The sequence below is a fragment of the Cytobacillus sp. T106 genome (assembly GCF_040492155.1).
GTDB lineage: Bacteria > Bacillota > Bacilli > Bacillales > Cytobacillaceae > Bacillus_AB > Bacillus_AB infantis.
In genome coordinates this window covers 82,191-95,329 of sequence record NZ_JBEUMK010000004.1, presented here as the reverse complement: position 1 = coordinate 95,329, position 13,139 = coordinate 82,191, and the positions used below count along the sequence as shown (strand labels likewise).

The 13,139-nt window shown below is 45.3% G+C and carries 21 protein-coding genes; 16 read left to right on the top strand and 5 right to left on the bottom strand.

The window, feature by feature from the left end:
* Nucleotides 1-225 precede the first annotated feature (225 nt).
* Nucleotides 226-1,140, top strand: a complete 915-nt coding sequence (locus ABU165_RS10860; protein ID WP_094768034.1) for a peptidoglycan recognition protein family protein — start codon at nucleotides 226-228, stop codon at nucleotides 1,138-1,140.
* A 28-nt stretch (nucleotides 1,141-1,168) separates the two neighbouring features.
* On the opposite strand, the gene ABU165_RS10855 is transcribed toward ABU165_RS10860, so the two are convergent.
* Together ABU165_RS10855 and ABU165_RS10850 are read right to left on the bottom strand one after the other, a co-directional pair.
* Nucleotides 1,169-2,155, bottom strand: coding sequence for an NAD(P)-dependent alcohol dehydrogenase (locus tag ABU165_RS10855; RefSeq protein ID WP_094768035.1), 987 nt, complete (start codon nucleotides 2,153-2,155; stop codon nucleotides 1,169-1,171).
* Nucleotides 2,152-2,316, bottom strand: coding sequence for a hypothetical protein (locus tag ABU165_RS10850; RefSeq protein WP_170939470.1), 165 nt, complete (start codon nucleotides 2,314-2,316; stop codon nucleotides 2,152-2,154). The genes ABU165_RS10855 and ABU165_RS10850 overlap by 4 nt, the downstream gene beginning before the upstream one ends.
* 65 nt (nucleotides 2,317-2,381) lie before the next feature.
* Between ABU165_RS10850 and ABU165_RS10845 the strand changes: the two genes are divergently transcribed.
* The 12 genes from ABU165_RS10845 to ABU165_RS10790 all read left to right on the top strand — a co-directional run bounded on the left by ABU165_RS10845 (nucleotide 2,382) and on the right by ABU165_RS10790 (nucleotide 9,408).
* Nucleotides 2,382-2,897, top strand: a complete 516-nt coding sequence (locus tag ABU165_RS10845) for a hypothetical protein (RefSeq protein WP_094768036.1) — start codon at nucleotides 2,382-2,384, stop codon at nucleotides 2,895-2,897.
* 5 nt (nucleotides 2,898-2,902) lie between these two features.
* A complete protein-coding gene (locus tag ABU165_RS10840; protein ID WP_022543294.1) occupies nucleotides 2,903-3,553 on the top strand; it encodes a PspA/IM30 family protein in 651 nt (216 codons plus the stop codon).
* A gap of 103 nt (nucleotides 3,554-3,656) precedes the next feature.
* Nucleotides 3,657-5,135: an aldehyde dehydrogenase family protein gene (locus tag ABU165_RS10835; RefSeq protein ID WP_094768037.1), complete on the top strand. Its 1,479-nt coding sequence runs from the start codon at nucleotides 3,657-3,659 to the stop codon at nucleotides 5,133-5,135.
* A gap of 110 nt (nucleotides 5,136-5,245) precedes the next feature.
* A complete protein-coding gene (locus ABU165_RS10830; protein ID WP_094768038.1) occupies nucleotides 5,246-5,662 on the top strand; it encodes a hypothetical protein in 417 nt (138 codons plus the stop codon).
* 68 nt (nucleotides 5,663-5,730) lie between these two features.
* On the top strand, nucleotides 5,731-6,159 hold the full coding sequence (locus tag ABU165_RS10825; RefSeq protein ID WP_170939471.1) for a GNAT family N-acetyltransferase: 429 nt from the start codon (nucleotides 5,731-5,733) through the stop codon (nucleotides 6,157-6,159).
* 37 nt (nucleotides 6,160-6,196) lie between these two features.
* Nucleotides 6,197-6,736, top strand: coding sequence for a hypothetical protein (locus ABU165_RS10820; RefSeq protein ID WP_101552015.1), 540 nt, complete (start codon nucleotides 6,197-6,199; stop codon nucleotides 6,734-6,736).
* Between the two features lie 44 nt (nucleotides 6,737-6,780).
* Nucleotides 6,781-6,972 (top strand): hypothetical protein, encoded by a 192-nt coding sequence (locus tag ABU165_RS10815; RefSeq protein ID WP_094768041.1) that lies wholly within the window; start codon nucleotides 6,781-6,783, stop codon nucleotides 6,970-6,972.
* Nucleotides 6,973-7,050: 78 nt separating this feature from the next.
* A complete protein-coding gene (locus ABU165_RS10810; protein WP_224952132.1) occupies nucleotides 7,051-7,674 on the top strand; it encodes an alpha/beta family hydrolase in 624 nt (207 codons plus the stop codon).
* A gap of 10 nt (nucleotides 7,675-7,684) precedes the next feature.
* Nucleotides 7,685-8,125 (top strand): NUDIX hydrolase, encoded by a 441-nt coding sequence (locus ABU165_RS10805; RefSeq protein ID WP_148950613.1) that lies wholly within the window; start codon nucleotides 7,685-7,687, stop codon nucleotides 8,123-8,125.
* 143 nt (nucleotides 8,126-8,268) lie between these two features.
* The gene (locus tag ABU165_RS10800; RefSeq protein ID WP_009792421.1) at nucleotides 8,269-8,478 is read left to right on the top strand and encodes a helix-turn-helix transcriptional regulator; all 210 of its coding nucleotides are present in this window, start codon (nucleotides 8,269-8,271) and stop codon (nucleotides 8,476-8,478) included.
* On the top strand, nucleotides 8,475-8,864 hold the full coding sequence (locus ABU165_RS10795) for a hypothetical protein (RefSeq protein WP_009792420.1): 390 nt from the start codon (nucleotides 8,475-8,477) through the stop codon (nucleotides 8,862-8,864). The genes ABU165_RS10800 and ABU165_RS10795 overlap by 4 nt, the downstream gene beginning before the upstream one ends.
* 118 nt (nucleotides 8,865-8,982) lie before the next feature.
* Entirely contained in the window at nucleotides 8,983-9,408 is a 426-nt protein-coding gene (locus ABU165_RS10790; protein WP_009792419.1) for an organic hydroperoxide resistance protein, read from the top strand.
* Nucleotides 9,409-9,444: 36 nt separating this feature from the next.
* Here ABU165_RS10790 and ABU165_RS10785 read toward each other — a convergent pair whose 3' ends face one another.
* Both ABU165_RS10785 and ABU165_RS10780 read right to left on the bottom strand, forming a co-directional pair.
* On the bottom strand, nucleotides 9,445-9,894 hold the full coding sequence (locus ABU165_RS10785) for a MarR family winged helix-turn-helix transcriptional regulator (protein ID WP_009792418.1): 450 nt from the start codon (nucleotides 9,892-9,894) through the stop codon (nucleotides 9,445-9,447).
* Between the two features lie 84 nt (nucleotides 9,895-9,978).
* Nucleotides 9,979-10,494, bottom strand: coding sequence for a CBO0543 family protein (locus ABU165_RS10780; RefSeq protein WP_009792417.1), 516 nt, complete (start codon nucleotides 10,492-10,494; stop codon nucleotides 9,979-9,981).
* A gap of 153 nt (nucleotides 10,495-10,647) precedes the next feature.
* On the opposite strand from ABU165_RS10780, the gene ABU165_RS10775 reads away from it, so the two are divergent.
* Together ABU165_RS10775 and ABU165_RS10770 are read left to right on the top strand one after the other, a co-directional pair.
* Nucleotides 10,648-11,493: a P-loop NTPase family protein gene (locus ABU165_RS10775; protein ID WP_101551994.1), complete on the top strand. Its 846-nt coding sequence runs from the start codon at nucleotides 10,648-10,650 to the stop codon at nucleotides 11,491-11,493.
* Between the two features lie 88 nt (nucleotides 11,494-11,581).
* Entirely contained in the window at nucleotides 11,582-11,755 is a 174-nt protein-coding gene (locus tag ABU165_RS10770) for a hypothetical protein (protein WP_009792415.1), read from the top strand.
* A 47-nt stretch (nucleotides 11,756-11,802) separates the two neighbouring features.
* Here the strand turns inward: ABU165_RS10770 and ABU165_RS10765 are convergent, their stop codons facing one another.
* Entirely contained in the window at nucleotides 11,803-12,534 is a 732-nt protein-coding gene (locus ABU165_RS10765; protein ID WP_094768042.1) for an alpha/beta hydrolase, read from the bottom strand.
* Nucleotides 12,535-12,669: 135 nt separating this feature from the next.
* On the opposite strand from ABU165_RS10765, the gene ABU165_RS10760 reads away from it, so the two are divergent.
* On the top strand, nucleotides 12,670-12,966 hold the full coding sequence (locus tag ABU165_RS10760; RefSeq protein ID WP_318060650.1) for a hypothetical protein: 297 nt from the start codon (nucleotides 12,670-12,672) through the stop codon (nucleotides 12,964-12,966).
* The last annotated feature ends 173 nt before the right edge of the window (nucleotides 12,967-13,139 follow it).

Here is a 13,139-nt window from a genome sequence, read left to right as displayed (position 1 = left end):
CAGAGAATAAACCCTCGCCGCCTGCGGCGGGGGTTTATTTGTATACAAAAGCAGCGGGGAGAGCTGGCGGGAATAATTTCATTGCTGACAACCAAACTAATAGCAGGATGGAATCACAATGAAAGGACATCACAGATGAAAAAACAACTAGCTGTTTTACTTAGTGTTCTTCTATCGGCCTCGGCATTGGCTCCCCCCGCCAGTGCAGCGAATAATCCCCGAAACATGTACGATGTAAAGCGGGGGGATACCTTGTGGAGAATATCGGAAATTTATAAGACAACAACCGAAGAATTAAAGAAAATCAACGGGCTGCAGACGTCCCTTCTTTTGCCGGGCCAGAAACTGCGGGTGCCCATCATGTATGAGGTCAAATCCGGGGATACATTATGGAAGCTGTCACAGAGCTTCAGCTCTGATGCCGCGGCCATAAAGAAAGTGAACCGGCTTGCTTCTGACCGGATTTATACGGGGCAGAAACTGAGAATCCCTCCGAAGAAACTTCAAATGGAAGGACAGTTTATCCTGATGACAAAAGAAGAATTCCAGGATTGGATCTTCAATCAGAAATTCACAAGGAAGGTCGGCAAGGTTCAGCAGCATCATACGTTTCAGCCTTCTTACGAGCAATTCAACGGCACCAATCATTTTTCCATGCTGAAAGGCATGAAGGAGTATCATGTGACGGGAATGGGCTGGAGTGATATCAGCCAGCATCTCACAACCTTCCCGGATGGAAAGGTAGCGGTCGGGCGCCCATTCAATATCGCACCTGAAGGGTCATTCGGTCTTCAGAATGAGGCTGCCATGCACAGGATTGAAGCAGATAGCATAGCAATCGAAAATGTCGGCAATTTTGACAAAAACAAAATGACAAAAGAGCAAAAGGAGACCATCACTGCAGTTACAGCCCTGCTTATGCTCAAATACGGCCTTTCCCCATCAGTGGACACCATCACCTATCATCATTGGTGGGATATTAACACCGGTGAGAAAGTGCTGGACAAAAGCAGCGGACATGCAGTCAAGACATGTCCCGGAACAGAATTCTTCGGCGGGAATTCCACTGAGGACGCCAAGAAAGGCTTTTATCCGCTGGTGGTGAGGAAAATGAAAGAAATATCGGCTTCCATTCAGTAGTAGGAAAGGCCTGGACTTCTAAGAGTAATCATGCACTGGGGGAATGGGACATAGATTTAACGACCTTTCCCCGTGCATGCCCTTCAGCAAAGTACCGGAATGCCTCCGGAACGGCTTCAAGACTATAGATGCGGTCAATGATTGGCCGCACCTTGCCTTCTTCAATAAGATCGGCCAAAAATATCAGGTCCTTCTGATTGTGCCTTTGAAGAAAACTGCCCACCTTTTGTCTTCCTGTTAAGGAAACCCACGGACCCATCATCAAAGCTTGAAACATCTGCTTGCCTGATCCGCCGACATGGACAAACTGCCCGTCTGGCCGCAATGAACGCCTGTACGTCCTTATTGAATTAGACCCGTTCACGCCAAGAATCAGGTCGTACTGATCATTGAGTACAGTAAAGTCTGTCTTCTTATAATCGATGCATCGGTCAGCGCCAAGCGACTGTAAAATATCTATATTCCCTGTACTGCACACCCCGGTTACCTCAGCTTCGAAGGATTTGGCAATCTGTACGGCAAATGTTCCGACACCTCCGGATGCTCCGTATATCATCACCTTTTGCCCCTTTTTAATCTTTCCCTTATCACGCAGGCTTTGCAGGGCAGTGGCAGCTGCCATCGGCACAGCGGCTGCTTCCGTGAAGGATATTCCTGCAGGCATCAGCGCTAATGAACTTTCCGGAACAGCAGCATATTCCGCAAAGCTGCCCCAGCCGCTCCCCGAAAGATCGCCGAACACTTTATCGCCAGGCCTGAACTGTTTAACCTTTTTGCCTGCTGCTTCTACCACCCCGGCCATATCCCCGCCGGGTATGAGGTAATTCGGCTTGAAAAGCCCAAAGGCAAAACGCGCAAGAAACGGCTCCCCTTTCAATAAAACCAAATTGCCAAAGTTGATGGAAGCAGCATGTATCTTAACCAGGACCTGATCATCTCCAGGAACGGGCTTATCAATCTCTGCTAATTTTAGTACTTCGGGCGAGCCATATTTTTCGCTTATGATGGCTTTCATTTTGTGCCTCCTTCTATTTCTTTTGGGAAAAAGATATTCCTGAAACTAATGAATAAGACTATTGCTTTAGGAAAAATATATCTTGTATTTATGCGTTTGCGAGAAGAACAAGGACCAGATTGGTCTTTTTTATATCTCCTGAAAAAATCTGTTTTTTTCACCAGATTTTCTCCTAAGCACTTTAATATTCTCTTTGCAGCCATCAACTGACAAGGAGGTGAAGAAAATGAAAATGAAGATGCTTATCGGAGGCGCTATCGGTGCTGCCGGAGTATACGCCATTTATAAATCAGCAGAGGGCTGGTTCTATGGACAAGCTTCAAGGCCGATGGCAGCAGAGGGTCAGATCCACTTTGCTCCTCATCACCGGGGCCGCGGATTCCACCAGCATGTGATCGAGTTTACATCAGCCGCGCAGCCTCACTCCTGGATGCAGGCAGGAAGCTTTATGGCGGTTATCCTGCAGCTGCTTTTGATTGCAGCAGGCTTTCTTTTATGGAAAACGACCCGGAATGGAGGGCTGAAGAAATGGGCTGGCATACTTCTCGCGGGTCTGGGATTATTCCTGCTCCTTCCTGAGATTGTGTTCATTCCAGCGGCACTCATTGGACTGTACACGATCTATAAAATCCGCAGAAATGAGGAGACAGCCGCTTTTTCATATGAATGGACAAGCACCGTCTTTCAGGTAAACAGAGACTTCCTGGATGAGTGGGAAAAGAAAACGAAAATGGAGGAATAGGAGAAATGGGCGTATTAAAAAGAATGAAACGCATCGTTACTGCTGACTTGCATGATGCAGTTGATAAAATGGAGAATCCAATAAGCCTTTTGAAGCAGTATATAAGGGAAGTGGAGGAACAGCTGGAAAAAGGAAAGCAGGCAATGGCCCAGCAGTATGCTGTTGAACAGAAATACTCGTTACTGATTGCATCGGAACAGGAAACAGCAGAGAAGCGCAACAGACAGGCGGAACTGGCCGTATCAAAGGGTGAGGAAGATATTGCAAAGCTTGCCTTGCAGGAGAAGATCGTCAGCGAGCGGAAACTTTCGGTCTACGTCCAGCAATATGAAATGATTCAGGAAAAAACAAATGAACTGGCAGGGCAGCTTGAATGGCTCCACCAGCAATATGAAGAGCTGAAGCTGAAGAAAAATGAGCTGGCAGCCCGCTATCAGGCTGCAGCAGCCATCAGGAACATACAGGAAAGCACAGTTTCCTTTAAGGCGGAACAGGCTCTTAGCGGGTTTGCCAGAATGGAAGAAAAGGTACTTGAACAGGAATCTTATATAAAGGCAGGGCGGCTGCTCTCTGCTAATGCTTATAAACCGTCTGTCAGCCCGTATCTGGCAGATGAAGTGGAGCTTGAGCTGGAAAAGCTGAAAACAAAGGGATAAAGGTAAGGGACTCCGGTTCCTTGCTTTTTCAAATTTTGGGAATATATCCTTGGAGATTTCATCATACTAAGGCTTATCTATGATTATGGGAGGCTATGCTTTGATGAACAGGGAGCCAGTAAAGATTGATGCAATCATAAATGGAGAGAAAACACCGACTGGGAAAAACTTTCCCCGTGAAAATCCTGCCCATCCGGAGGAAATCGCAGGATATGCACCTGTCAACACAAAAGAGGAGGCCATCAGAGCGATAGATGCAGCTTATGATGCATTCAGCGGGTGGAAAGTCAGCAAGGTAGAAGACCGGGTCGAACGTATGGAGCGCGCTATCCGGAAAATCAAAGATGCCACCCCGGAAATTGCGGAGCTGTTGTCGCGGGAGCATGGCAAGGCACTGTGGGATTCGAAAGGGGAGATTGCCGTTTCCCTGATGTGGATGGAATTTGCCTGCCAGAATGTAAAAGAGGTAACAGAACCGCAGGTGAAGGAGCATGACAACGGAAGAACCCTTATTACCTATGATCCCATCGGCGTGGTGTCAGCCATCACGCCGTGGAATTATCCGATATCGCTATCAACGATTAAAATAGCCCCTGCACTGCTGACAGGAAATACGATGGTGCTGAAGCCAAGCCCATTTGCGCCCCTTGCTGTCAGCCGGGTGGTGGAGATCATTGCTTCCGAATTCCCGCCGGGGGTCCTTAATCTTGTTCATGGGGAGGCAGATGTCGGGGTTGAGCTTACATCCAATCCAAAGGTAGCAAAAATTGCGTTTACTGGCGGAACTAAAACAGCTAAGAGCATTATGAAGGCTGCCTCTGAGACGATTAAGAAAATGACACTTGAGCTGGGCGGGAATGATGCTGCCATCGTGCTGCCAAGCTTTGATGTTAATGATGGGAAGGCGATGCGCCGTATGGTCATCTCCAACTTCCTGACGTCAGGCCAGATCTGCATGATTGCCAAAAGAGTGTATGTGCATCAATCCATTTATAAAAGTTTCGTGGAGAGATACAGGGAAGCCGCAGATAAATGGATCCGGGTTGGTGATCCATTTAACCCGAAAGTAACCGTCGGGCCGGTCAATAACCCTGGACAGGTGAAGTATGTGAAAAGTCTGGTTGAGGATGCAAGGAGCAAGGGTGCAGAAGTTATCCAGCTCGGCAAAATCCTTGACCCGGATCTGATGGACAACGGCTACTTCCTTCAGCCCACACTGGTCCTCGGTGCAGATCCGCATGACCCGATCGTAGTGGAAGAGCAATTCGGGCCGACTGTCCCGATCATTCCCTATGATGACGAAGAGCAGGTGATCCAGCTTCATAATGAAAGCATTTATGGACTGACCAGCTCTGTCTGGGGAGATGAAGAAGAAGCGATCAAGGTTGCGCGCAGGATTGAGGCCGGCACCACAATGATCAATACCGCTGCCGTACAGGGACTTGATGTCCGCTTTCCTTTCGGAGGCGTAAAGCAGTCCGGTGTGGGCCGCGAATACGGCAAAGAAGGGCTGAAATCCTATCTCGAAGTGCATGTCATCAATATCCCGAAGACATTGGAGCTGCCATATATCCCAGAATAATGAACGAAAAAAAACGAAGGCTGCTAAAGAAGCAGTCTTCGTTTTTTGTGAGTTTACATAGTTGGAACGCGAATGTATAATTATGGAAACTTGTATAAAGGAGTTGTGCTATGAAGAGGCTGATATGGCCATGGTTCCTTGCTGCGGCCGGCTTTATTTTTACAGCTATGGGAATAATCTTCGGAATCATTGGAGCAGACGTACTAAACATACCATTTACAAGGATGGATTTAGTTCCAATCGCAGTCAGTTTCCTTGGGATCATGCTTTTGTTTGCAGGCATTATGTTCATTATGGATAAAAGATTTGAAACTTTGAAAGAAAAGGACAAAGGAAGTGAAAAAATCGTCCAAAAGGCAAAATCCAAAGCATTCAATTTAATGATTGGGCTATATTCCATTGGCACCATTACACTGGCACTGCTTGGTTACTTGAATGAAGTTTCTTTTTTCAGCCTGATTGGCCTGTACATCATTGGCCTGCTTTTCTATAGTTATCAGCTTGTGATGAATAGGCGTGCTGCTTGAATAAGGTGATAGGGGGGGGTAGAATCTCTCCATTAACTGATATTTTTTTAAAAGGGAGGCAGGGCTCTTTGATCCGTGAAGCCGAAGAAGCCGATCAGAAGCAAATTTCCGAACTTTATGGAATGCTGGTTCCTCATAGCAGGAAAAGGAATGTTTTGGGAGAACAAATTAAGATAATTAAAACTGACCCCAATAATTTTTTGCTTGTCTACGATGAAGAAGGAATCCTTCTCGGAACGCTGACACTCAATATATGTCTGCAGGCCTTGCATGGCTTAAGGCCTTATGGCGTAATTGAGAACTTTGTGGTTCATGAACATCATCGCGGCTGCGGGATTGGGCAGAAGCTATTGCAATATGCAGAGAATTACTGCAGATCGCTGGATTGCCATAGAATTATGCTGTTAAGCAGCTCCAAGCGGCAAATGGCCCATCAGTTTTTTGAACATGAGGGATTTGACGGGGCAGTGAGCAAGGGATTCAAGAAGTACTTATAGAAGTAAGATATCAACCTGGCTATATGGGAGGGTTTCGATGAAGAAGTACTTCCTCGCAGCTGTAATTGCCATACTGGGTATTGCGTTTTGGTATTATTCTCCGAAAAACATTCATAGGGATCTGAGCGGATTGATTTACCAGTTGGGAGAAGCTGAGAATGGAAAGAAAGTTAATATTAAAATAGACGGGCAGCAGCGCTTTACAATGACTGGGGATAGAATCTTTGAAGGAACGATTGAGATTGAGGGGCAAAGCATTTCTGTGCCGCCCGAGGACAGGAAATTGGAGCTGAAATTTGATCAAAACAATTCTGCACACGTATCCTATGTCCACTTCCCTCACAAGAATGGCATTTCAAATACTGAAATCATTCCTTTTGGCCAGATTCATGCTGCCAAGTCCTTTAGCCGGCTTACAATTCAAAAATTCAATAAGGACGGTGTTTGGACTGGTTCTGAAGGAATGATGATTGCAGCTCCGGCAGACAATTGGAAGGAAGCCATCAGGCTGTCTGATGACCTAATTGAAGAATATCAGCTGAACGGGAATGTTTTTATGGAGGCAAAGACAGAATAAATGGGCTGAAAGATCCTCTGTACTTTTTAGAAAGGGTGAAGGCTATGAATGAGAAAAAGCGGGAAACCTGGAAGCTTTGGGATGCCATGTTCACCTCTGGTATTTTATCTCTTCTTAAGGACGGGGAAGAAGCTCAAACAGACGATAAAAAGTTCAGGCAATTATTATGGCAGCTGTTGTTTGGGGTTATTTTTACGTTCTTATTGTTTATTATTCTGGCTATCTTTTTCTATTAGAGAGAGCCTTTCGGCTGAGGGTCAGCAGATAGAGCGATTATTTATGTAAAAATCACAGCGTCTGAAGGAGTGTCAAATATGACAGCAAACAAAGTAAATCATGCTAAAATTTCTTCCAGATTAATAGAGCAAAAAGAAACAGCTGATAGCCTGGCGATTATTTTGCCGGGGGCAGGGTATACGGCACAGGCTCCGCTGCTTCATTTTTGTACAGGGTTATTTTACTCCAAGGGCTTCGATGTTCTTCATCTCAACTACACATTTAATCGTGAAGAGCAGATGGCCTTATCTGGAGAAGGCCTGGCTGAAGCGGTCCGGCCTGCGATTGAAGATGCACTGAAAAATAAAGGGTATGACCATTATTATATCGCTGCTAAATCGATAGGAACCATGGCACTGCCTTATCTATTGAAGGATCAAAGCTTTCTGGATGCGAAAGCAGTATGGCTGACCCCTTTGCTTCAAAAAGAGTTTGTATTGACTAGCATGGCGGCGGGCAGCCATAAAGGGCTCTGTATCATTGGGGATCAGGATCCTTTTTTCACTTGGGAACGGATTGAAAGGATTAAAGGGAATCCCAATCTTTCTATTAAAGTAGTGGAGGGAGGCGATCACAGCCTGGAACTTAGCGGTGATCCCATCCAATCTATCGATCTGTTAAAGAACATCATTTCTGATATTCGTCAATTCCAGTCTTTCTAAAGGAGTTCCTATGAATTATATTCAATCTTTACGGAAATATATCGGTACAGAGCCAATCATTGCTCCCGGTTCAGCGGTCATCGTTCTCAATGATAAGGGAGAGATTCTGCTTCAATTGAGGTCAGATACACTGGATTGGGGGATTCCTGGAGGCGGGATGGAATTGGGCGATTCTTTTGAAGAGACGGCACGGAAAGAGCTTTACGAGGAAACGGGCTTAACGGCCCAATCTTTGGAGCTGCTGTCGCTCGTCTCAGGGAAAGAGTTTTATTATCAATTTCCCCATGGAGATGAAATTTATAATGCAACGGCAGTCTATAAAGCGGTTGACATAGAGGGCATCTTAAAAAAAGACGGAGAAAGCCTGGAGCTGGCCTACTTCCCCCTGCACTCCCTTCCATCACTGAATAGTACAGCCCGGAAAATGCTTGAAAAGACAGGATATATCTAATAAGTATTCTTTCATGTGAAAAAGAGCCTCTGCGGTTCTTTTTTATTTTAGGGAAATGTAAAACATGTTTGACATGTAAAATCCTGTCATGTTATTCTGTAAATGTAAAACATGTTTGACAAAAATACGGCAGAGTGGTGTGAATGGAAAATCAAATCAAAGAAGTGAGAAAAAGCAGCGGCCTTTCCCAGGAAGAGCTGGCTAAAGCATGCGGCGTTTCACGCCAGACGATTAATGCAATCGAGAACAATAAATATGATCCCAGCCTTGCACTTGCCTTTCAGCTGGCAGAGTCCCTTGGCATGACAGTGGATCAGCTATTCCATTTTAGGAGCAGGGGGAATGAGAGATGAAAGGTAAAGAAATAGCAGCGCTCGTATTACTGATAGCGGCAACACTTTATTTTGGGGGAACCTTCATCAGTTATATTAAAATTGATGGAGCATCTATTGGGTCAGCAGAGCTGCTCGTGATCATCGCCTTGCTGATTGGATGGGTCCAGTTCATCACATGGGGAACGAGGAAGGAAGTTCAGAAAGATGAAATGGGCAGGCAAATCATTAAGGACAGTGCCAGAGTCAGCTATTATGTTGTATTAGCGGCACTAATGCTGTTATGGATCATCGACTTCTTCCTTGTCAGCAAGGGAGAGAATTACACACTTTTTATCGCTTTGTGCATCGCCTATATTACGTATCCAATCATCCAATATGTACTTGTTAAAAGATTTGCGGATTAATATCATTCCAAAACCACAGTGCCTGCTGTGGTTTTTATTTTTGAGCAAAAACATTGATATTTCGTTATTGGTTTTATAAAATTTAATTGTACACAACTGAAATATAGGAGTGATTCACATGACAAAACCATTATTCACAGCATCAGTAACAGCAGTTGGCGGACGAGAAGGCCGGGTTTCATCAGCAGAAGGGAATTTGGCTTTGGATGTAGCGATGCCCGGAACTCCAAGAAAAAAGGAAGTTCCTGAAGCTACAAATCCTGAGCAGCTGTTTGCGGCCGGCTATGCAGCCTGCTTTGACAGTGCGCTGCAGATGGTTGCAAGGAAAGAAAGAGTCTCTTTTCAATCTGAAGTGACTGCAAATGTTAGTCTTTTAAAAGACGAAAGCGATCAAGGCTTTAAGCTCGGGGTTGTTCTGCAGGTGAAAGGAACAGGCATCGAGGACAGCCTACTGAATGAACTGGTAGAGAAAGCACATGGGGTCTGCCCATATTCAAAAGCTGTGAATGGGAATATTGAAGTTCAGCTTGAAGTAGTTCAGTAAAATAAAAAAGGATGCCCGCTTGGCTGGCATCCTTTTTTATTGCTCATGTTTATGATGAAGGATCTGTAAAAGCTGCAGAAGGGAGGTTTTCAGCGAGTTGTATTCCTCTTCGTTTGCGCCGCTCATTTCGAAGATCTTCCCAGGGATGGATTCTGCCTGACCCTGAAGAGATATTCCTTTTTCTGTCAGTGTCACAAATACAGAGCGCTGATCCTCAGCAGATCTTTCCCGGTTCAGGAGCCCCTGCTGCTCCATCCTCTTCAGCATGGGAGTAAGGGTGCCGGAATCGAGGTAGAGAAGCTCCCCAAGTTTTTTCACGGTCAGGCTTTTCTTTTCCCAAAGAAGGAGAAGGACAAGGTATTGAGGATAGGTGACTTCAAGCTTATCTAAAAGTGGCTTATACTGCTTGGTCATCTCTCTTGAAGCAGCATAAAGAAGGAAGCAAAGCTGATTTTCGAGCTTTAACTGGCTGTACTCGTTTGTCATTTTTTCACCGCTTATCGTTATAGTCTGTATATATACTATAACCTCCGCACTATATTTAATAAACTAAACTGCATACCGTTTTCCTTAATAGGGAGTCGGAACATCAAATATAAGATAGAGAGCTGCTATAAAAATCCCGCCAAGGAGCCAGGCGAGCCATGGCTTGCGATAATGGGCAATCAGAAGTGTGAAGGTCACGATATTGAACAAAAAGGACCAGCGGAAGGACCAGCCATGATGATGGATAATGCTGTCATTTATATAGGCGATGAGCTCCACACCAGTGAACAAGATTGACCAAAGAAGAATCCAGCCAGCCTGTGCCTTCAGCTTTTCCGGAAGCCGCCCGAGAAAAATGGGCAGGACGAAAGGGTAGATAATAAAAGCAATCGCCATCGAAATGGAATTGTGAGTAGGCAATAATAAATGATCAATCCAAACAGGCTTGAATTCCCAGACCCGATAATTATACAGGAGAAGCTCATAAGCAAGATTGGCAATAATCCAGAATAAGAGCGTGCTGTAGTATTGTGCAAAGCTTCTCCAGACTCCAAGGACGAGCCCTGCAATAATGAAAAATATAACGAATGATGACTGCATTTTTTTACCCTCTTATCAATGATATAAGAATAGGTTTTCCAATAACCTGGAAAATAACCTGCTCCCAAAGGCCTGCTGAAAAAGGAAATACGCCAGCTGGCGGCGAATTAGAAGAAAGCAAAAGTTTATCTCAAGACAACAGAGGTGCAAAGAATGAAAGCCAAACTAATACTCGTTGAGGGGCTTCCCGGCTTCGGTAAGTCAACAACTGCCAGATATACAAAAGAGATACTCGATGAGGCAGGGCTGGAGACCAGATTATTTCTGGAAGGCAATCTCGACCATCCTGCCGACTATGATGGAGTCGCTTATGCGGCGGAAGCAGAGATGGAGAAACTGCTGAAGGAAGCAGGCGGCCAAGGAGAACTTATTAAACAATATACAATCAAAAAGAATGGCTATTATCTAGTTCTATATGAAAAAATGAAACGGAAATATCCTGATGCATTTCCTGAAGGCCTGCTGGATCCTATTATCCGGACTGATATTTACGAACTGCCTATGAAGCTGCATATGGAGCTGATGGAGGCCAGCTGGCTCAGCTTTGCAGAAGAAGCAAATGGAGATGCGGTGTATATATTCGAATGCTGCTTCATTCAGAATCCTTTAACCATCGGGATGATCAAGTACAATGAGCCGGCAAATGAAATCATGGCTTATGTTAAGCGGCTTGGCGAAACGATTAAAGAACTTGATCCGCTTCTTATTTATCTGGAGCAGGACGATCCTGAGTCAGCCTTCAGAAAGGCTGTGAAAGAGAGGCCGGCAGAGTGGTTCGAGGGCTTCACCGAATATTACACTGGCCAAGGGTACGGACTCAGCCGCGGATGGAAAGGCCTGGAGGGAACGCTGAAGGTACTGGAGGCAAGGAAGCAGCTGGAGCTGGACACGATGAAGCAGCTTGATCTGAAAAAGGCTGTGGTGAATAATTCCTGGTTCGATCCGGACAGCCATAAGGAAATGATCAGGCAGGTGCTGAAGGAACAAGGCGTAATTTAAGAAGAATTCCTATACCAAAACAGCCTGATGTGTTTGATAAAGCAGCTGTCCGGGAATATCCCCAAAAAACAGGCAAGGGGGATTAGAATTGAAGTTCAATAAAGATGACCTCACGAAAGTAATTAAAACGGCGGCAGATAAAGTAAGTGGAGACAATGCAGGCCAAACATCCAACAATGATGTTCAAACCCAGATAAACAGCATCAACAGACGGCTCTCATTGCTCGAGGAAGAGCTTAGGCAGATAAAGGAGAAGGTGTAAGGGCCATTGAGGCCCTTTTTTGTTTAGGACAGTAATAATAATCCTGGTCAGGAACGGGCTTCAAGCCACCTCAAAATTTCTTTTACTATTAAATCCTGCTGTCTTTGAGGCGGAATGCTAGCATGATTGTCTCCTTTTTGAGGTCCATACATGCCGAATTGTGCATGGTTGCCGCCTTCTATTCCATATAAGTCTGCTCCATCAGAAAGCAAATGCCGTGTTTTCTCAATCTTCCCGGGTGTGGTCAGTCCATCTTTTTCCGCATAGATCGAAAGCATGGGCATCGTGGAATCTGAAAAGTCAGAGCCGCTGCTTGGATAGGAACCGAGCAGGATGACCCCATCAATCTGGTCCGCATGGTTAAACGCATAAGTAGCAGCGGAAACTCCTCCGAGGGAATGTCCTCCAATATACCATCTCTCAATCTCTGGATAATGCTCGATTAGTTCGTCTGCTTTATTTCCCTCGAGGATGGAGAAATTCAGGCGCATTTCCGGCACCAGCACCAGGTACCCATTCTCAGCAAGCCGCCCGCCCAAATAGCTGTATGCCTCTGGCTCCACCTTGGCTCCAGGGTAAATGATGATCCCTGCTTTCTTCACTGCACCCGGATCAAAGACAATCCAATCATTCTCATGCCGGATATTTTCTTCACCGATTAATTTAAAGAGTTCTTCAGACGGTTTATACGTTGCCTGGGCCCAAATGTAAAATCCCGCACCGCCTGCGATGATAACAGCTAAAACAATGATAAGGGCAACTTTAATGATCTTTTTCATAAAAAAGCCTCCTGCCCGCTGGATATATCTTTTATTGTATTTTAAAAAAGGAGAAGGTTCCAGATTTGCGTGTACAGCCTGAAACCTTCCCTGAGGTCAGCGCGTATATGAAGGAAAGCTATGGGAGGGTTTCAAATGAAAAGGTATAGAGTGATGGCTGCGGCTGCTATTCTAATCATTTTCTTCCTGCTGGCCGGAAACCATTTCATCATACATACAGGAGAAGCAGAAGCGGCGGCAGTTGAAGATAAAGGAAAAGAGGGCACAGAATATTATATTCTCCTTAATGGGCGGAAGCTGATGGTCGAGGACGAAAACGTCTGGAATATGATTGAAGTTGGCGGAATCTACGACATTGCTTATGAATGGTATGGAAATAAAGATCCTGTCATAACAAGCATTACGTTTCCAGGGTATGAGGGCAGCCATTGATGGGAAGCGGGATTAGAAGATGCAGATTCTCCGGGTTAAGGAATGGCTGCAGGCTTGCTCAAAAGGCTATTATGGGGCGTTTTAATTAGAAATTCCGGTTAAGCGGAGCGCAGTAGCCCGTTTTCCTGTTTTTCTAATCGATAGCCGGAATTTCTCCGTCTATTAGAGCTATA